Origin of the sequence: Nocardia sp. NPDC127526 (assembly GCF_042672265.1) — a bacterium.
Taxonomy (GTDB): Bacteria; Actinomycetota; Actinomycetes; order Mycobacteriales; family Mycobacteriaceae; genus Nocardia.
In genome coordinates this window covers 47553-66214 of sequence record NZ_JBHXVO010000021.1, presented here as the reverse complement: position 1 = coordinate 66214, position 18662 = coordinate 47553, and the positions used below count along the sequence as shown (strand labels likewise).

The 18662-nt window shown below is 68.7% G+C and carries 17 protein-coding genes; 7 read left to right on the top strand and 10 right to left on the bottom strand.

Annotated features, from left to right (window positions below):
• Positions 1 to 518 precede the first annotated feature (518 nt).
• From ACFVIV_RS27685 to ACFVIV_RS27675, 3 genes are all read left to right on the top strand, one after another.
• Positions 519 to 812, top strand: a complete 294-nt coding sequence (locus ACFVIV_RS27685; RefSeq protein ID WP_067544211.1) for a WhiB family transcriptional regulator — start codon at positions 519 to 521, stop codon at positions 810 to 812.
• A 427-nt stretch (positions 813 to 1239) separates the two neighbouring features.
• On the top strand, positions 1240 to 1824 hold the full coding sequence (locus ACFVIV_RS27680; protein WP_379201206.1) for a sigma-70 family RNA polymerase sigma factor: 585 nt from the start codon (positions 1240 to 1242) through the stop codon (positions 1822 to 1824).
• Between the two features lies 1 nt (position 1825).
• A complete protein-coding gene (locus ACFVIV_RS27675; protein ID WP_379201204.1) occupies positions 1826 to 2137 on the top strand; it encodes a hypothetical protein in 312 nt (103 codons plus the stop codon).
• A gap of 227 nt (positions 2138 to 2364) precedes the next feature.
• On the opposite strand, the gene groL is transcribed toward ACFVIV_RS27675, so the two are convergent.
• Both groL and groES read right to left on the bottom strand, forming a co-directional pair.
• Positions 2365 to 3975, bottom strand: coding sequence for a chaperonin GroEL (gene groL / locus ACFVIV_RS27670; RefSeq protein ID WP_379201202.1), 1611 nt, complete (start codon positions 3973 to 3975; stop codon positions 2365 to 2367).
• A gap of 143 nt (positions 3976 to 4118) precedes the next feature.
• Positions 4119 to 4421: a co-chaperone GroES gene (gene groES, locus ACFVIV_RS27665; protein ID WP_029923772.1), complete on the bottom strand. Its 303-nt coding sequence runs from the start codon at positions 4419 to 4421 to the stop codon at positions 4119 to 4121.
• A 603-nt stretch (positions 4422 to 5024) separates the two neighbouring features.
• On the opposite strand from groES, the gene ACFVIV_RS27660 reads away from it, so the two are divergent.
• Positions 5025 to 6524, top strand: a complete 1500-nt coding sequence (locus ACFVIV_RS27660; RefSeq protein ID WP_379201200.1) for an Hsp70 family protein — start codon at positions 5025 to 5027, stop codon at positions 6522 to 6524.
• Positions 6525 to 6534: 10 nt separating this feature from the next.
• On the opposite strand, the gene tsaD is transcribed toward ACFVIV_RS27660, so the two are convergent.
• From tsaD to dapA, 6 genes are all read right to left on the bottom strand, one after another.
• Entirely contained in the window at positions 6535 to 7566 is a 1032-nt protein-coding gene (tsaD, locus tag ACFVIV_RS27655; RefSeq protein WP_379201199.1) for a tRNA (adenosine(37)-N6)-threonylcarbamoyltransferase complex transferase subunit TsaD, read from the bottom strand.
• A complete protein-coding gene (gene rimI, locus ACFVIV_RS27650) occupies positions 7563 to 8087 on the bottom strand; it encodes a ribosomal protein S18-alanine N-acetyltransferase (protein WP_379201197.1) in 525 nt (174 codons plus the stop codon). Before rimI ends, tsaD begins: the two co-directional genes overlap by 4 nt.
• Positions 8084 to 8848, bottom strand: a complete 765-nt coding sequence (tsaB, locus tag ACFVIV_RS27645; protein WP_379201195.1) for a tRNA (adenosine(37)-N6)-threonylcarbamoyltransferase complex dimerization subunit type 1 TsaB — start codon at positions 8846 to 8848, stop codon at positions 8084 to 8086. The genes rimI and tsaB overlap by 4 nt, the downstream gene beginning before the upstream one ends.
• Before the next feature lie 62 nt (positions 8849 to 8910).
• Positions 8911 to 9369, bottom strand: coding sequence for a tRNA (adenosine(37)-N6)-threonylcarbamoyltransferase complex ATPase subunit type 1 TsaE (gene tsaE, locus ACFVIV_RS27640; protein ID WP_379201193.1), 459 nt, complete (start codon positions 9367 to 9369; stop codon positions 8911 to 8913).
• The gene (gene alr / locus ACFVIV_RS27635; RefSeq protein ID WP_379201191.1) at positions 9366 to 10502 is read right to left on the bottom strand and encodes an alanine racemase; all 1137 of its coding nucleotides are present in this window, start codon (positions 10500 to 10502) and stop codon (positions 9366 to 9368) included. The genes tsaE and alr overlap by 4 nt, the downstream gene beginning before the upstream one ends.
• 152 nt (positions 10503 to 10654) lie before the next feature.
• Positions 10655 to 11542: a 4-hydroxy-tetrahydrodipicolinate synthase gene (gene dapA / locus ACFVIV_RS27630; RefSeq protein ID WP_379201189.1), complete on the bottom strand. Its 888-nt coding sequence runs from the start codon at positions 11540 to 11542 to the stop codon at positions 10655 to 10657.
• Between the two features lie 70 nt (positions 11543 to 11612).
• Here dapA and ACFVIV_RS27625 point away from each other — a divergent pair, with 70 nt between their 5' ends.
• Positions 11613 to 12488 carry a LysR substrate-binding domain-containing protein gene (locus ACFVIV_RS27625; protein ID WP_379201187.1) on the top strand — a complete coding sequence of 292 codons (876 nt, stop codon included), beginning with the start codon at positions 11613 to 11615 and terminating at the stop codon, positions 12486 to 12488.
• Between the two features lie 534 nt (positions 12489 to 13022).
• Here the strand turns inward: ACFVIV_RS27625 and ACFVIV_RS27620 are convergent.
• Positions 13023 to 14471, bottom strand: coding sequence for an NAD(P)H-hydrate dehydratase (locus ACFVIV_RS27620; protein WP_379201185.1), 1449 nt, complete (start codon positions 14469 to 14471; stop codon positions 13023 to 13025).
• Between the two features lie 475 nt (positions 14472 to 14946).
• Between ACFVIV_RS27620 and ACFVIV_RS27615 the strand changes: the two genes are divergently transcribed.
• Entirely contained in the window at positions 14947 to 15363 is a 417-nt protein-coding gene (locus ACFVIV_RS27615) for a plastocyanin/azurin family copper-binding protein (RefSeq protein ID WP_379201183.1), read from the top strand.
• 75 nt (positions 15364 to 15438) lie between these two features.
• On the opposite strand, the gene glmS is transcribed toward ACFVIV_RS27615, so the two are convergent.
• The gene (glmS, locus tag ACFVIV_RS27610; RefSeq protein ID WP_379201181.1) at positions 15439 to 17307 is read right to left on the bottom strand and encodes a glutamine--fructose-6-phosphate transaminase (isomerizing); all 1869 of its coding nucleotides are present in this window, start codon (positions 17305 to 17307) and stop codon (positions 15439 to 15441) included.
• Between the two features lie 101 nt (positions 17308 to 17408).
• Between glmS and ACFVIV_RS27605 the strand changes: the two genes are divergently transcribed.
• Entirely contained in the window at positions 17409 to 18275 is an 867-nt protein-coding gene (locus ACFVIV_RS27605; RefSeq protein ID WP_379201179.1) for a dienelactone hydrolase family protein, read from the top strand.
• Positions 18276 to 18662: the final 387 nt, after the last annotated feature.

Sequence of the window (18662 nt, the reverse complement as noted above, 5' to 3'; positions counted from 1 at the left end):
TTCCACTCCGTAAATCTGTCCTCGCTACCCCTTAGCACGTGCGTTAGGAATTCGTATGGCGTTTCGCGCTATTAACCTGAGCGCCTCGAGTAGGCCATCTCTGCCGTAGCCACCGACCCTACCGCATTGCTCGAGATCACTCGTATCGCTACTCGTGCATAGCTCGGATTGCACGCATTCGCGACTGAAAAGCGGCGACTACCAGCAGTTTCGACAAGTCGGATGGGCTATCAGAGCCCCCTCCACCGACTGGGCAACCGATCAGTATCCCCAGACGCGGGCCATCTTGTAAATAGAGAGGATGTAAATTCTCAAATGCGCTGGAATTTGAATCCGTACGAACGAAGCTATTGACTCGATTTCGTTGTCCGACCTAACGTACGACATCGCCGTCATCGGCGCCGCTCGAAATTGCGGGGCCGGCGAAGTGCGATCGCCACGCACCGGCGATGCGGCCCACTGTTTGCCACCAGCACCGCTCGACAATGCCGACGAGCTCGCACCATGAGGAGTTCACCATGCCCATGCCGACCCACCTCCCTGGTCCGAATGCCGATGTCTGGGATTGGCAGATGCGCGGGTCCTGCCGCGGTCAGGACTCGTCGGTCTTCTTCCACCCGGACGGCGAGCGCGGCCGCGCCCGGTCCCAGCGCGAGATGCGCGCCAAGGAGATCTGCCGGCAGTGCCCGGTATTGCTGCAGTGCCGTTCGCACGCCCTGAAGGTGAGTGAGCCCTACGGAATTTGGGGCGGTATGTCGGAGACCGAGCGCGAGATGCACGCCCGCCGCAATCGCCGCCGTGTGGTCGCCTGATCCGGAGCGCCTGTGACGGGTGCGCACCAACGGTGCGGGCGAGGCGCACGAGGACCATCAGCGCTGACCACAGCGGTGCGAGCGCAAGATTTTTCCCATCCGCGCGGCGCGGCGCGCCGAATGCCTAGCAAACAACCGGCCACTGCTCCGGCGGGGGTCGATTGCGGCACTCTCACGGTTGCGGAGTGCGGCACAGCAACGCTCGCAAGACCCGGCGTGTCTCGGCGTGTCCCCAAAAGGGCGCAAAACTCCGAGTCCGTACAAATCGGAAATCCACTGCGCGACAATCGCTTTGCCGATACCCCCACCCGAAAGGAGGTAATAGCGGCAGGCTACCCTCGTGGCCGATGACACAGAACGGAGCGTTGTGACAACGCGGCCGCCGGCCGCAGAGGGCGACTCGTTCCAGAGTTCGAGGGACGGGCAGGTGGGTTCACCTGACTCTGCGATCACGGCACGCGCAGCCGAAAGTCTCGAACTCGCCGCACTTCTCGAACGCTGCGGGCAGTCGGATCAGCAGGCCTTCGCCGAGCTGTACGACCGCACCAGCGCGCGGGTCTTCGGCTTGGTCCTACGCGTGCTACACGATCCCGGCTACGCGGAGGAGACCACACAGGAGGTCTACCTCCAGATCTGGCGCACCGCCGCCAATTTCGATCCCGCCAAGGGATCGGCGGTGACCTGGTTGATGACGCTTGCCCATAGACGTGCGGTGGACCGCGTGCGGGCCGAGCAGGCGCACGCCCTGCGCGAGGTCGCCTACGGAACCAGCACCCTCGGTAACGAATTCGATGAGGTCACCGAAGAAGTCGGACGACGGCTGGAACAGCAGGCGGTGCTGGCGGGCCTGGCGACACTCACGGAGACGCAGCGGGAGGCCATCTCCCTCGCCTATTTCGGCGGACGGACATATGCCGAGGTAGCGGCATATTTGGGCGTAGGGTTACCTACCGTTAAGTCCCGTATACGGGATGGACTGACACGACTCAAGAAAAGTTTGGGAGTGACGTGAGATGAACGAAAGCCAGATCGATCTCGCGCACACTGTCGCGCTCGGATCGATCGGCGACGAGGATCAGCGCGCAGTGCGGGAGCTACTGGATACCGACGATCCGGTACTGCGCGCGGACTTCACCCAGGAAGTGCAGCAAACCCGAGAAGCCCTCGCGGCGGCGGCGAGCGTGGTGGCCACCGAGCCACCGCCCGCCTTACGCGAGCGCCTTCTCGCCGCCATTGCCACCGACCCGGCGCCGGCAACCCCGATCCACCGTCCCGCCCTGCATCCCGGAAACGGCCGCACCAGCCACCCGGTCCGCCACGACTGAGGGGCTTTTTCGCAGCTTCACGAATCCGGGCGCCCGCCCAGTTGGTTCCGCGTCGATTGCGACAATCGTCCGAATACCCAACGACTTTCAGCGCGGCTGACGACACGCCGCAACACTCCCGGCAACGACAAGGCCCCCGGACACCAATCGTGTCCGGGGGCCTTGTCTTTCGCTCAGCGCATCAACGCCAGTGGCGTGAACGCGTCAGTGCTCGAGACCGCAATGCGTCAGTGCGCGTGCCCGTGATGCCCGGCGGCCTCCGGCTCCTCGGCCGGCTTGTCCACGATGGCGCTCTCGGTGGTGAGCACCATGCGGGCCACGGAGATGGCGTTCTCGACCGCGCTGCGGGTCACCTTGACCGGGTCGATGACGCCCTCGGTGACGAGGTCGCCGTAGGTCAGGGTGGCGGCATTGAAGCCCTCCTTGCCCTCGGTGACCTTGGCGACCACCACGGCGCCGTCGTGACCGGCATTGGTGGCGATCCAGTACAGCGGGGCCAGCAGGGCCTGGCGCACGACCTCCACGCCGACCGCCTCGTCGCCGGAGAGCGATGCGCGCAGCTCGACCAGCTTGGCCGCGGCCTGCACCAGGGCGGTGCCGCCGCCGGGGACGATGCCCTCGGCGACCGCGGCCTTGGCGGAGCTCACCGCGTCCTCGACGCGGTACTTGCGCTCCTTGAGCTCGGTCTCGGTGGCCGCGCCGACCTTGATGACGGCGACGCCGCCGGCCAGCTTGGCCAGGCGCTCCTCCAGCTTCTCGCGGTCCCAGTCGGAGTCGGTGTTCTCGATCTCCTTGCGCAGCTGGGCCACTCGCGCGTCCACGGCGTCCTGGGTGCCGGCGCCCTCGACGATGGTGGTCTCGTCCTTGGTGACCACCACGCGGCGGGCCTTGCCCAGCACGTCCAGGCCGGCCTCGCGCAGGGTGATGCCCAGATCCGGGTTCACCACGGTGCCGCCGGTGACGATGGCCAGATCGTCCAGGAACGCCTTGCGGCGGTCACCGAAGAACGGGGCCTTCACGGCGACGGCCTTGAGGGTCTTGCGGATCGCGTTGACCACCAGGGTGGACAGCGCCTCGCCCTCGATGTCCTCGGCGATGATCAGGACCGGCTTGCCGGACTGCGCGATCTGCTCCAGCAGCGGCAGCAGGTCGGGCAGCGAGCTGATCTTCTCGCGGTTCAGCAGGATCCAGGCATCCTCCAGCACGGCCTGCTGGGTCTCCGGATCGGTGGCGAAGTACGGCGACAGGTAGCCCTTGTCGAACTGCACGCCCTCGGTGATGGCCAGCTCGGTCTGCAGCGAGGAGGACTCCTCGATGGTGACCACGCCGTCCTTGCCGACGGTGGTGAGCGCCTTGCCGACCAGATCGCCGATCTCCTCGTCGCGCGAGGACACGGTGGCGACCTGCGCGATGGCCTTCTCGCCGTTGACCGGGGTGGCGGCGGCGATGAGCGCGGCGGAGACGGCCTGGGCGGCCTTGTCCATGCCCTTGCCCAGGGTCATCGGGTTCGCGCCCGCGGCGATGTTCTTCAGGCCGCCCTTGATGAGCGCCTGCGCCAGCACGGTGGCGGTGGTGGTGCCGTCACCGGCGACGTCGTTGGTCTTGGTGGCGACGCTCTTGACGAGCTGTGCGCCCAGGTTCTCGAACGGGTCCTCGAGATCGATGTCACGGGCGATGGTCACGCCGTCATTGGTGACGGTCGGGCCGCCGAAGGCCTTGGCCAGCACCACGTGCCGGCCGCGCGGGCCCAGGGTGACCTTCACGGCGTCGGCCAGCTTGTCGACGCCGCGCTCCATAGCCCGGCGAGCCTTCTCGTCGAACTCGATCTGCTTTGCCATTGGTTGCCTACTCCTGTGGGTCCGAAGGATCCGGGGGTTTCACCCCCGAACCCCCGAATGAGTTGGGAGAGAACGCACTCCGCCCCGGGTCGGTGGCCTGTACGACCAGCGTCGACGCCGGGGCGGAAAAGGGGTGCGTCCCTTTACTTGGTGACGACGGCCAGCAGGTCGCGAGCCGACAGGATCAGGTACTCCTCGCCGTTGTACTTGATCTCGGTGCCGCCGTACTTGCTGTAGATGACGACGTCGCCTTCCTTGACGTCCAGCGGAATCCGCTTCTCGCCCTCATCGTCCCAGCGGCCGGGGCCGACGGCGATGACGGTGCCCTCCTGGGGCTTCTCCTTCGCCGTGTCGGGGATGACCAGGCCGGAGGCGGTCGTCGTCTCGGCCTCGTTGGCCTGGACGAGGATCTTGTCCTCGAGCGGCTTGATGTTCACGCTCGCCACGTTGAGCCCTCCACTTTCAGGGGATCTTCGCGTCCGGGGCTGTTCCCCGGACTCACGGTTTCGGTCATGTTGCTGACCCTGCGCATAGCCCCGTCGTCGCGGGTGCCGGGACCCCTGCTCAGTAGTCATAGCTGGCACCTGAGCACAACAATCAGTGCCAACTAGCACTCTATACAGGGGAGTGCCAGCGCTCAAGGGGAGGGTCTGCTACGACGACCCCGGTTTCCGGGCATACGTCCAGGCAGCGCGACTCGCCGAGGGACCGGCCGGGGAATCTGAGGGCTTCCAAAGAAAAAAGAAAATCTGTAACGTTCGGATAACGGATTGTGACACCATTGACGACGGCCGCATGGCAGGACGACATCAAGCCGGTCACGCGAACCGTCGAAAGTTACAGAGTGCTTCACCCCACTGCGCGGCTAGCCCGCACAGCGCTGAGACGAGAGCAATACCGCAAGTGATCGTTGGCTGGTCCCGACGCCCCATCGGACGAGGGCCCGGCCGGATCCGTAGCTCGGGACCGTTCGTCAACCACACGGCGGCCCCGCAGTCCGTTCGAGATGGTCGGTTACAGCAGGGCCATCCGCTCGAAGGGAGGTGAACATGCGAACATCCCTCGGCATCTCCGCCGGGAGCGAGGTGGTGTGCTCGGCGACGGTCGCCACCGCGCCCAATGGCGCCCAGAACTTCGACTACCGCGTCGTCACCGCCGACACGGCCCACTCCGATCTCGGCGACCTCGTGGCGTCCTCCATCGAGTTGATGACCACCCAGATCCCCCGCGACATCGTGCACCCCGTGGGCGCCCATCCGGCCGCCTCGGCGAACGGCAACGGCGATTCCGACCCCACCCCGCCCGGCGATATCGCGGTCGCCTACCGCGACCGTGAGCAGGCGCAGATCATCCGCTCCGCCATCGGCCGGCAGCGCCGCGATGTGCGGCTCATTCCGGAAGCCACGGCGGCCCTGGCCTTCCTGCGCGATACCGGGCTGCTGGACCGCTACCAGACGGTCGCCATCATCGACCTGGGCGCCACCGGCACCACCGTCACGGTGGCCGACCACGCCGACGACACCGTGCTCCGCTCCGAGCGCACCACGGCCATCAGCGGCAATGCCGTCGACGAGCTCATCCTGCAGCACCTGCTGGACTGCCACCTGGCCCGGCGCGGCACCCGCCCCAATCGCGGCATGCTGCTCAATCGCAGCCGAGCGGCGAAGGAGCACCTGTCCATCGCGCCGGCGGTGACCATCGACCATGTGGCCGGGCAGCCGCTGAAGCTGACGCGGGTGGACTTCGAGGAGCTGATCGCCGATCTGCTGCGCGAGCTGGCGGTGTTCGCGCGCGGCGTATTCGCCCGGGCGCCCAAGTTCCCCGAGGCGGTCGCGGTCATCGGCGGCGGCGCCAACAGCCCGGCCGTCATCGCGAATCTGGAGCACCAGCTCGACGTGCCGGTCCTCACCGTGCCCGAACCCGAGGCCGCCATTGCGAAAGGCGCTGCCCTGGTCGCGGATTCGGCGACCTCCACGGCCGCCTTCCCGGTCATCAGCCTGGGCTCGGACGCGCCCGTCGGCACCTTCACCAAGCTGGCGGGCACCCTCGCGGGCGCGATCGTGGTGGTCGGCCTGATCGTCGGCTACGGCGTCAAGGAACTGGTGCCCGAACCGCGCGACACCAACTACTCCCCCACCACCTCGGGCAATTCGCAGCCGGTCGTCCCGACCACGGTCCCGGGCACCGGGCCCACACCCGGTTCCAGCACACCCGCCAACCAGAACGGCGGCGCCACCACACCGGCGCCCACCACGGGCCGGCCCAACTCGTCCGGCGGCAGCACCCCGCCCACCACGACGGCCAATCAGCCGCCCCTGCGCCCGGACCCCGGCCTACCCCAGATCCCATTCCCCGCGGACCTACCCCGGCTCCTCGGCCCCTTGCTCGGCACCACCCTGCCGCCGAGCACCCTCGCGCCGAATACCGATCCGGCCGAACCGGATACGAAGGCGCCGAGCAGCTCTGCCCCCAACGCGCCCACACTGCCGCGCACGAACTCCGGCTCCTCGGGCGCCGGGCTGACGACGCTGGTCCGCCCGACCGACTGAGCGCGACGGGTCAGAGCTGGCTGGTCGACACGGCCAGGCCCGGATCGGTGGCCACGGTGAGTTCGGAAGGCTGTGCGCCGCCGGCGATCACGTGCGCGCCGAGGGTGGCGATCATGACGCCGTTGTCGGTGCACAGGCGGGGCTTGGGGACGCGCAGCGTCACACCGGCTGCGGTGCAGCGCTCTTCGGCGAGCGAGCGGATGCGGGAGTTGGCGGTGGCGCCGCCGCCCAGGACCAGCGTGTCCACGCCGACGTCCTCGGCGGCGCGAATGGCCTTCATGGTGAGCACATCCGCCACGGCTTCCTGGAAGGAGGCGGCGATATCGGGGATGGGCAGTTCCCGGTTGTCGCGTTGCGCCGCTTCGACATAGCGGGCCACCGCGGTCTTCAGACCGGAGAAGGAGAAGTCGTAGCGCGGGTCGCGGGGGCCGGTCATGCCGCGCGGGAAGGCGATGGCGTGCGGATCGCCTTCGGCGGCAATGGAATCCAACACCGGTCCGCCCGGATAGCCGAGTCCGAGCAGTCGGGCGACCTTGTCGAAGGCCTCGCCCGCGGCATCGTCCACGGTGCTGCCGAGTTCGACGATGGGCCGACCCAGATCGGTGACGTGCAGCAGGTGGGTGTGGCCGCCGGAGACCAGCAGGGCCACCGCGGCCGGCATCGGACCGTGCTCGAGGGTGTCCACGGCGACATGGCCGCCGAGGTGGTTGAGCGCGTAGAAGGGGATATCCCACGCCGCGGCATAGGCTTTCGCCGCCGCGACGCCCACCAGCAGGGCACCGGCCAGACCCGGGCCGATGGTGACGGCCAGCGCGTCGGGCTTGTCGATATTCGCCGCGGCCAGCGCACGCCGCATGGCCGGGACAATGGCCTCGAGGTGCGCACGCGAGGCGATCTCGGGAACCACGCCGCCGAAGCGGGCGTGCTGGTCGACGCTGGAGGCCACCTCATCGGCGAGCAGTTCGCAGCTGCCGTCCGGGAGCAGGCGGACGATGCCGACTCCGGTTTCGTCGCAGGAGCTTTCAATACCCATGACGATCATGACAAGACCTCGTTCGCGGATCCGGCTTCCTGCACGAACCCCGCGTCCTGCGGGAAACCGGTCAACTCGGGGCGGCGCATGGTGTAAGCGTCGGCGCCGCTGGGCTGGTAGTAGTTCTTGCGCAAGCCGATGATGTGGAAGCCGTGCTTCTCGTACAGGGCGATGGCGGGCGTGTTGTCGGTGCGCACCTCGAGGAAGACCGGCCCGCCGCGGCGTCCGGCCTCGGCCAGCAGCGCTTCCAGCAGCAGGGTGCCGATGCCGGCGCGGTGCAGCTCCGGATCCACGCCGATGGTGTGGATTTCGGCTTCCGGATGTTCGAGGGTGCCCAGCAGCGCGATGCCGGCGTAGCCGACCATGCGGTCGTCGTCATCGCAGGCGGTGATGTAGCGATTGTGCGGCCCGGCCAGCTCCGACAGGAACGAGACCTCGTGCCACGGATCGTCTTCCGGGAACAGCACCTGTTCCAGCTCGGCGCAGCGGACGACATCCGACGGCCGCATCGCTTCGATGCGGATGGTCATCGGCCCACCTGCGCATAGCTGCGCTCCACCGCATCCGGGCGGCGCAGATAGAGCGGAACCAGCGGTTCGGGGGTGAGGCCCGCCAGCACATCGGCGGCGGCGCAGCGCACCAGACCGGCCGGGGACGGGGTCTCCACCGGCAATACCGGCAGATCGAAGTCGTCGACATGAGAGGCCGAACCGGCGATGACGGTCGCGGTGCCCGGATCCAGATCGGCGGGCTTGCCGACCTCGGGGCCCTGCACGCGGCCCATGGCGCGAACCTCAGGCCCGGAGGAGGCGGCTTGCGTAACCACGGAGGGCCCGGCGAGCGCCGCATCGGAGACAGCCCGGTAGCGGGCCCAGTACACCTCGCGGCGGCGCGCGTCGGTGACCACCAGCAGTTCGACCGGTTCGGCCTGGTCGCGCAGGTAGCTCTCGGTGTCGGCGGCAATGGCGTCGAGGCTGCACACGCCGTAAACCGGCACGCCCAGCGCGTCCCCGAAGGCGGCCGCGGTGGCCATGCCGACGCGCAGACCGGTGAACGGGCCGGGCCCGACACCGGCCACGACCGCGGCGATATCGGCACGGGACCGGCCGGATTCGGCGAGGCAGGCCAGGATCTGCGGAGTCAGCACCTCATTGTGCGCGCGAGCGTCCACGGTCACCTTCGCGGCGATCGTGGTGATTCGAGGTGCGGTTGTCTCGGCGTCCGCCGGTTCCAGTTCCACCAGTCCCGCCGTCACGGCCGGAGTCGAGGTGTCGACAGCCAGTACAAGCATGATTGCGTCAACAATACCGGGTGATAGCGGCCACTCGGTCCGTGCGTCCCACTCCCGACCTGCTAGTTGGCCGAAACCCACTCCCATTCGGCGGTGCGCACATCCGAGTCGGGTTCGCGGCGGAGCAGGACGCGCAGATGCCGGTCGGCCAGATGCTCGACGACGCCCAGACCCCATTCGACGACCACCACGGCGTCGTCGAGATCGGTGTCCAGGTCGAGGGCGTCCAGTTCGTCGAGATCGCCGCCGAGGCGGTAGGCGTCCACGTGCACCAGGCCGATGGAACCCGGTTCGGCGCCCGCGCGATGCTGCCGGGCAATGATGAAAGTCGGTGAGCTGACCCGGCCTTGGACGCCGAGACCGGCGGCGATGCCACGGGTGAGCGCGGTCTTGCCCGCACCCAGCGGGCCGTCGAGGATGACGAGATCACCGGCCTGCAACTGGGCGGCCAGCTCCTGTCCGAGCTTCTCGGTGTCCTCGACGGTGGGGAGCATCCGGTGGCCGCGACTGTCGGTGATCATGCGGCGCCGCCGATATGGGTGCGCACCGTCCGGCCGTGCGGAGAGCACACCACCTCGTAGTGAATGGTGCCGAGCAGATCCGCCCACTCCTGCGGATGCGGATCGCCGTCATTGCCGCCGAACAGGACCGCGTGATCACCCTCACGAATGCCGTCCGCGTTCGCGCCGAGGTTCACCACCAGCTGATCCATGCACACCCGGCCCACGGTGGGATACCGCTTCCCGCGCAGCGAGACGTCGATCCGGCCGCCCAGCGGGCGCAGCACGCCGTCGGCATACCCGGCCGGAACCAGGGCGACCGTGGTGTCGCGGTCCGCGATCCATTCGTGGCCGTAGGAGACGCCCTCACCGGCCGCGACCCGCTTCACCAGCACGACGCGGGCGCGGAAGGTCATGGCCGGGCGCAGCCCGAAGTCGGAGATCTCCGGCACCGGCGACAGGCCGTAGACGGCGATGCCCGGGCGCACCATGTCGAAGGCCAGGTCCGGGCGGGTCAGCGTGGCCGCCGAATTGGCCAGATGCACCAGCTCCGGTTCCAGGCCGTATTCCTTCGCGGTGGCGATGTATTCGAGGAATCGGGCGCGCTGCATGTCATTGGCCGGATGCTGCGGCTCGTCGGCCAGCGCGAGATGGGAGAAGATCGCCCGGAAGCGCACGGTTCCCGCCGCGACGAGCTGCTTCAGCAGTTCCAGGACCTTCGGGTATTCCGTCGGCGAGGCGCCATTGCGGTTCAGGCCGGTGTCCACCTTCAGCGTCACGATCGCGGTGCGCCCGGTCGCTCGCGCCGCGGCGGCCACGGCTTCCAGATGCGCCACCGACGACACCGCGATCTCGATATCGTTCGCGACGGCCTTCGCGTAGTCGACGTCGGAAGTGTTGAGCCAGCACAGAATCGGCGCGGTGATGCCCGCCTCGCGGAGGGCGACGGCCTCGGCGACCGTGGTCACCCCGATCTCGCGTGCCCCCGCCGCCAGCGCCGCCTTGGCGACCTCGGCGGCCCCGTGGTTGTACCCGTCCGCCTTCACCACCACCATGACCGCGGCCTCCCCGGCATGCCGGGTCAGAATGCGGACGTTGTGGGCGATGGCATCCAGATCGACGAGGGTCTCCACCTGCGGTTCAGGGCTGTTCACACCATCGATCCTACGGTCCCGCCTCCCCGCGACTTTGGCGCCCGGCTGAGAGCCGCCCATCGTCGGCAACGCGTGCCGGCGGTCGGGAGCCGGACCTATTTCGGTCGTAGCCGGTGAGTTACCCGGCCCGCACGAGATCATTGGGTCACCTTTCACACCACCGTGTAGACGCCGTCGAGGGCGCGCAGTGCGGCCGCGACCGTGGTCTCGTGCGCGGGGAGCAGGGGCAGCCGCACGTCGGCGGTGGGGATGCGGCCCTGTGCTGCGAGCACTCCTTTCAGGACAGTGGGATTGGGCTCGGCGAACAATGCCGCGGCGAGTGGGGCGAGTCTGTTGCCGATGGTGCGGGCGCGATCGAGCGGGCCGGTCCGCCAGGCGGAGATGAGTTCGGCGTAGCCGGCCGGTGCCACGTTCGCGCAGGCCAGGATGCCTCCGGTGGCGCCGAGCGCGAGCAGGGGCGCGGCGTGCAGATCGTCGCCCGCGAGGACGGCGGTATCGCTGGGGATCCGGCTCAGGAAGGCGATGGTGGAATCGTCGATGCCGCCGGCGGCGTATTTGAATCCGGCGATATTCGGCAGTTCGGCCAGGCGGCACAGGGTTTCGGCGCTGAGGGGGCGGCCGGTGCGGTAGGGGACGTGGTAGACCAGCAGTGGCACCGGGCTGACGGCGGCCACGCGCCGGAAGTGTTCGACCACACCGTCTTCGGACGGACGGTTGTAGTAGGGCACGACGGTGAGCGCGGCGGCGATGCGATCATCGAAGGCGGCGAGCGTGCGCACCGAATCGGCGGTCACGTTCGATCCCGCCGCAACGATCAAGGGCGCCTTGCGTTCCCGGCACACGGCACCGCAGATATCGAGGACCAGGCGGCGTTCGGCGCCGGTGAGGGTCGCCGGTTCGGCCGTGGTGCCGAGCGCGACGATCCCGCGCGCGCCGGCCTCGAGCACCTCGTGGGCCAGGGTTTCCAGTGCGGCCGCGGCCACCTCGCCGGTCGGGGTGAACGGGGTGACCAGGGGGACGAACAATCCTGTGAGCGTCATGCATTCAGCGTGAATGGCGAATCGCATCAGGTCTATTTCACGTTTCTGGTTTCGAGCTTAAGCTGAACTGATGCTCGATCTGCGGCGCCTGCGCCTGCTGCGTGAACTCGCCCACCATCGGACGATCGCGGCGGTCGCCGAGGCCATGTCCTATACGCCGTCGGCGGTGTCGCAACAGCTCACGGCGTTGGAGCGGGAAGCCGGGGTGCCGCTGCTGGAGCGCACGGGGCGCAGCGTCACGCTGACTCCGGCCGCGCTGCGGCTGGTCGAGCATGCCGAATCGGTGCTGGCGATCATGGAGCAGGCGAGTGCCGAACTCGCCACGGCTCGAACCGAACTCACCGGGGCGCTGCGGATCGGGGCGTTCACTACTGCTATCCGGACCATTCTGTCGCCTGCGCTGGTCAGTTTGAGTCGGGATCATCCGCGATTGGAATTGCTTGTCACCGAGCTCGATCCGGCGGCTGCGCCTGCGGCGCTGCGGGCTGGGACGCTTGATATCGCGTTGGTTCAGGAGTACGACTATGTGCCTATTGATCCTGAGCCTGGGCTGGATACCGAACCGTTGTTGACCGAAACCGTTCACCTTGCGGCGCGGACGACGGATTCGCTTGCTGATCACCGGGATTCGCCATGGATTGCTGGGACGCCCGGGACGCTGTGTCACACCATGACGGTTCGGGCCTGCCTTGCGGCGGGGTTCACGCCGCGGATCCGGCACCATGCGGATGATTTCGGGACTGTGCTGGCGCTGGTTGCTGCGGGGCAGGGGGTGGCGCTGGTGCCGGAGTTGGGGGTGCAGGCGGTGCCGGCGGGGGTTGCCCTTACTGCGTTGCCTACTTATCGGCGGACGCACCTCGCCTATCGGCGCGGTACTGGTGACCACCCTGTCATCGCTGCGGCGCGGGCCGCCCTGCAGGACGCCGGGCGGGCTGAGAGCTGTTGAGGGCGGGTCTGATCGGGACCGCTCGTGGCTGTGTTTAATTTGCCTCCGCTTCGCTCCGGCGGGGTTCGGGGCCTGACGGTCTCGATTTTTCCCTCCCTCCGCGCACGCCGGAGCTCCTCCGCTTCGCTCCCCCGCTCCGACGCACGCTCCACTCAGTCCAAAATCGAGACGGCCCCGAACCCACACAGCGAGTGGACCAACTGTCTTCCCTGCCGTTTATTGACAGTTCGCCTGCGGCGGACCAACACACAGGCGCACGGGCTGGTGACCAGACGGGCTGGTGACCCGGACCGGCCGACAATCGCACCGGCTGGCAACCGCACCAGCTGGCAACCGCACCGGCTGGCAACCGGGCCGGGCTGGGAACCGGGCCGGGCTGGTGACTCGACGGGCTCGTGACCACGCCAGTTCATGACCGCACCAGTGGGCGAGTGGGTCAGCTAGCGGGCAAACACCAGCGAGCGAGCAGATCAGCGAGCGGGCGGACAGTCAGGCGGGCAGGGTGGTGCGGCCCGGGCAGGGTGGTGCGGCCCCTCAGGAGGTCGCGACTTCGCGGAGTACCCCGATGGCCTCGCGGATGTGGGACAGCAGCGGTGAGGCCGAAATCGGTGAACCCGCGACTGTGGTGGCGTGGGCGGCGATATTGGCGGCTAGGGCGTGTACGCGGGCGGCGGCGGCCGCGGACCAGGCCGGGTCGCGGCCGGCGGCCAGGAGGGCGGCGATGATGCCGGAGAGGACATCGCCGGAACCTGCTGTGGCGGCCCAGGAACCGGCTGCCTCGTTGACCAAGACCGGGCGGCCGGGGGCGGCGACCAGGGTGGCGCGGCCCTTCAGGAGAACCGTCACCTGCCAGGAATCGGCCAGTTTGCGGACGGCGGCCACGCGGTCGGGGCCGGGTTCGTCGCCGGTGAGGCGGGTGAACTCACCGGCGTGCGGGGTGAGGACGGTGGGGGCGGTGCGGGCGGTGAGGAGGCTCGGATCGGCAGCCAGGAGGGTGAGGCCGTCGGCGTCGACGACCACTGGCAGGTCGGTGGACAGGATTTCGGCCAGGCGGTCGCGGGCGGCGGCATCGGTGCCCGCGCCGGGGCCGAAGACCCAGGACTGGACGCGGCCGGTCTCCGAAACGGTCGGGGCGGCAATGACTTCCGGGAAGTGGGACAGGACCTGGTCGGAGCCGGTGCCGGCGTAGCGGACCATGCCGGAGGTGGCGGCGACCGCGCCGCCGGTGCAGAGGATGGCGGCGCCGGGATATGTGGAGCTGCCGGCGCAGACGCCGGTGACGCCCTGGGTGTACTTGTCGTCGCTCGCGCCGGGAACGGGCCAAGCCGCACCGATCGAAGCAGATTCCAGCGCAGCGAGATTCGGCTCCGGCAAGTGTAATCCGATGGGTACCAGCTCGATTCGGCCGCAATAGGGTGCGGCGAGAGCATGGACGGGCTTGTAGGCGCCGAAGGCGACCGTGACCTCGGCGCGGACCGCGGGGCCGGTGACCGCGCCGGTGTCCGGGTCCACGCCGCTGGGCAGGTCGGCGGCAATGATCGGGACATCGACGGAGGCAACGAGTTCCGCCGCGTTCGGGCGGAGTGGGCCGCGGCCGGAGATGCCGACGATGCCGTCGATGATCAGGTCCGGGTTGCCGAGGTCGTCACGCACGCGACCGCCGGCGCGGCGCAGGGCGGCGAGTCCGGCGGTATGGGCGCGCTCGGGTGACAGGAGGACCGCCTGGACCGCGACGCCTCGTCGGCGTAGGAACGATCCCGCCCAGAGGGCGTCGCCGCCGTTGTCGCCGGAGCCGACCAACAGGGTGACCGTGCGGCCCGCCACTCCCCCGGTGCGCTCGCGCAGTTCGCGCGCCACCACGTCGGCCAGGCCGAAAGCGGCTCGGCGCATGGGCATTCCGGCAGGGATCCGAGTGAACAGTTCGGCCTCGGCCGCGCGGACCTCGTCGGCCGTGTAGTACCCGCGTACCGCCGGTGTGGTCATCGTTCGCCTCCCGCGACGAGGATTGCGCGGGGACGGGCCCCGCCTGGCTGCGACGACGCCAGCGTACGCTCCGGGGCCGGCGGCGAGCGGCCTCACCGCGCGAAGGCGGCGACCGCCATCGCGACACCCCAGCACGGCGCCTGCGAGCGACACGCCATCACGGTGAATGCGAGCGGCGGATCACGGTGAATTCGAGCGGCGGCACCGCTCGGCGGCATGGCAACATCTCAACTCGGCGCGTGCGACCGACGCCTCAGCGCAGGGCGTGCAACCAACACCCCAACGCAGGCCGTGCGACCGACACCCCAACGCAGGCCGTGCGACCGACACCCCAACGCAGGCCGTGCGACCCGCACCCCAACGCAGGCCGTGCAACCAACACCCCATTCCCGCCGAGCGGGAGCGGCACGCCGTTGCTGCGGCGGGAGCGGCTGCCTGCGAATAGCGGGCTAATCGTGGGGGTTACGCTGGCCGCATGCCTATCCGCCACTACTCGTCCGTGCGCGTCCTGTTCCTCGTTTCCGTGGTGGCGGGGGCGCTAGCGCTCGGCGGGTGCGGGTCCGACTCGTCGAAGACCGCGGGCACCTCGACGGCGGCGAGTTCGACGGCGGCCGCCACGTCGGGGCCGCGTACGCCTGCCACGATGACGGTGGATGTGGTGGACATGAAGTTCTCCCCGGCCGCGCTCACGGTCAAGACCGGGGACACCGTCACCTGGAAGTTCGAGGACAAGGCGCCGCATGCGGTGCAGGGGATCGGGGATGTGGCCATGGGGATCAACAGCCCGATCATTCACAAGGGCGAGTGGAGTTACACGTTCACCGTGCCGGGGACCTACCGGTATCTGTGCCCGCTGCATCCGGATATGAAGGGCACGATCACGGTCGAGTAGACGCCCCTACCGATATGACACGCCCCGCAGCCTTCTCAGAGCTGCGGGGCTTTCTGTTCCGAGCGGAACCGGAAGTTATTCGACGGTCACGGATTTCGCGAGGTTGCGCGGCTTGTCGACGTCGTAGCCGCGCGCCTGCGCCACTTCGGCGGCGAAGATCTGGAGTGGAACGGTCGACAGCAGCGGCTGGTAAAGAGTTGGGGCCGCCGGGATTTCGATGAGGTGGTCGGCGAACGGGCGCACCGTGTCGTCGCCCTCCTCGGCGATGACGATGGTGCGGGCGCCGCGGGCCTGGATCTCGCGGATATTGCTGAGCAGCTTGGAGTGCAGCACGGCACGGCCCTTCGGGGAGGGCATGACCACGATGACCGGCAGGCCGTCCTCGATCAGGGCGATGGGACCGTGTTTGAGTTCACCGGCGGCGAAGCCCTCGGCGTGCATGTACGCCAATTCCTTGAGCTTCAGCGCGCCTTCGAGCGCCACCGGGTAGCCGACGTGGCGGCCGAGGAACAGCACGGTGGGGACGTGTGCGAGCTGCCGGGCGAGTTCGCGCACCTGCGGAGCCGATTCCAGCACGCGGGCCACGAGTTTGGGCATGGCCTCGAGTTCGGCGAATTCGCGGGCGACCTCATCGGGGTACTTGGTGCCGCGGGCTTGCGCGAGGGCCAGGCCGACCAGGTAATTGGCGGTGATCTGCGCCAGGAACGCCTTGGTGGAGGCGACGCCGATCTCCGGGCCGGTGCGGGTGTAGACGACGGCGTCGGATTCGCGGGGAATCTGCGCGCCATTGGTATTGCAGATGGCCAGGACTCGCGCCTTCTGCTCCTTGGCGTGCCGGACGGCCTCGAGGGTGTCTGCGGTCTCGCCGGACTGCGAAATGGCGACTACCAGCGTGGAGCGGTCCAGAACCGGGTCGCGGTAACGGAATTCGCTGGCCAGCTCGACCTCGACGGGCAGGCGGGTCCAGTGCTCGATGGCGTATTTGGCGAGCAGGCCCGCGTGATACGAGCTGCCGCAGGCGACCACGAAGACCTTGTCGAATTCGCGCAGTTCCTGATCGGCCAGGCGCTGCTCATCGAGAATGATCTTGCCGTCGGCGAAATGGCCGATCAGGGTGTCGGCGACACCGGCCGGCTGCTCCTCGATCTCCTTGAGCATGAAGTAGTCGTGGCCGCCCTTCTCGGCGGCGGCGAGATCCCAGTCGATGGTGAACGGGCGGGTGCGGACGCCGTCGGTCGCGCCGTGGAAGTCGGTGACGGTGTAGCCGTCGGCGGTAATGACCACGGCCTGGTCCTGGCCGAGTTCCACGGCCTCGCGGGTGTGTTCGATGAAGGCGGTGACATCGGAGGCGATGAACATCTCGCCCTTGCCGACGCCGACCACCAGCGGGGTGTTGCGGCGGGCGGCGATGATGGTGCCGGGATGGTCGGCGTGCGCGAAGACCAGGGTGAACGCGCCCTCCAGGCGGCGCAGCACCGACAGGGCGGAGGCGACGAAATCACCGGCGGTGTCGCCCTTGTTGTAGGCGCGGGCGACCAGGTGCACGGCGACCTCGGTGTCGGTGTCGCTGCCGAGTTCGACTCCGGCCTCTTCGAGTTCGCGGCGCAGCGGCGCGAAGTTCTCGATGATGCCGTTGTGCACCACCGCGACCCGGCCGGTGCCGTCGCGGTGCGGGTGGGCATTGCGGTCGGTGGGCGCGCCGTGGGTGGCCCAGCGGGTGTGGCCCATGCCCGTCGCGCCGGCGAAGCGGGCCGTGCCCGATTCCGCCAGTTCGGCTTCCAGATTCGCCAGGCGGCCCGCCTTGCGCTCGACGGCGAGCCCGCCGGCGCCGTCCAGAATGGCCACTCCGGCGGAGTCGTAACCTCGATACTCCATGCGGCGCAACGCGTCCACTACTACGCCGAGGGCATCCCGATACCCCACGTACCCCACGATTCCGCACATGGGTCACCAGCCTAACCGGGCAGGTTCGACACGCGAATCCGGATGTGACCGGGACCGGGCGAAACGCCCCAAGCTCGCGCGCATCCTATAAGTTCAACGTCGTGTCGCCGTCTGTGAAAACGCTCCTGAGCACCCTGACCGCGCGTGGCCCGCACCAGGTGCTGCGCGGCAACCTCGGTATCGCCGGGCAGCCCGGCGTCGTCTACACCCCCGAGAAGGGGCTCAACCTACCGGCGGTCGCCTTCGGCCACGGCTGGCTGGCCGGTGCGGCGAACTACCGGCGACTCCTGGAGCACCTCGCCTCCTGGGGCTATGTGGCCGCCGCCCCGGACACCGAACGCGGCCCCATCCCCTCCCACCTCAACCTCGCCACCGACCTGCTCACCGCCCTGGACATCTGCACCGGCGTGCGCTTGGGCGTAGGCGACATCAGCGTCCACCCCGACAAACTGGCCCTCGCCGGCCACGGCATGGGCGCCGGCGCGGCCGTCATCGCTGCCTCCCAGCGCGAGGTAGCCGCCGTAGCCGCCCTCTACCCCGCCCCCACCGCCCCCTCCGGCGAATCCCTCGCCCCCGCCATCGAGGCCCCCGCCCTCATCCTGGCCGGCGCCACCGATCTGACCTCGGTCACCTCCAACGCCGTCCCCCTCGCCGCGGCCTGGGGCGGCGACGCCCTCCTCCGCTCGGTCGACAAGGCCACCAACAACGGCCTGGTAGAAGGCCGCCGCGCCCTGGCCGCCCTCGGCGCCGGCAAACACGAACCCAAAACCGAACGCCTCACCCGAGCCATCCTCACCGGCTACCTCAACTACACCGTCCTCGGCGACAAGAAATACAAACCCTTCGCCGACCCCGAAGCCCTCATCCCCCACACCCAATTCGTCGACCCCGACGCGGTGGAGGAAGAACCGGAAGAAAAGCCCCAGAAACTTCCCTTGCTCCAACTGGTCCAAGCTCTCCGCAAATAGCCGCTTCGCGCGAGACCCCGCGCGCGGACGGGCTGCCACCGTGTCCGACGCCGACGCCGATCCGAAACACCATCGACCGGGAACTGGTGGCGGGCTTCTCCGGCGTGTCACCGCCACCAGTTCCCGGTCGGCGATGTTTCACATGTCCCTTGCGCCGCCCGGGATCTCGACACTCGATTCGCCACCGCTGCGGGTTGGCACCGGTTCACCCGGCGCATCAGGGCTGTCGGCGGACAGTTCGGATCAGACGAGCGGCAGGTATCGCGATCCCTGAGCCGCCATCGCTGAGGGTGAAGCCGGATTCACCGACGCGCGAGGGCAATCGGCCTGCGCGACGTCGCCGTAGAGCCTGGTACGGATCCCCGCTGCGTCATCCGCTGGCATCAG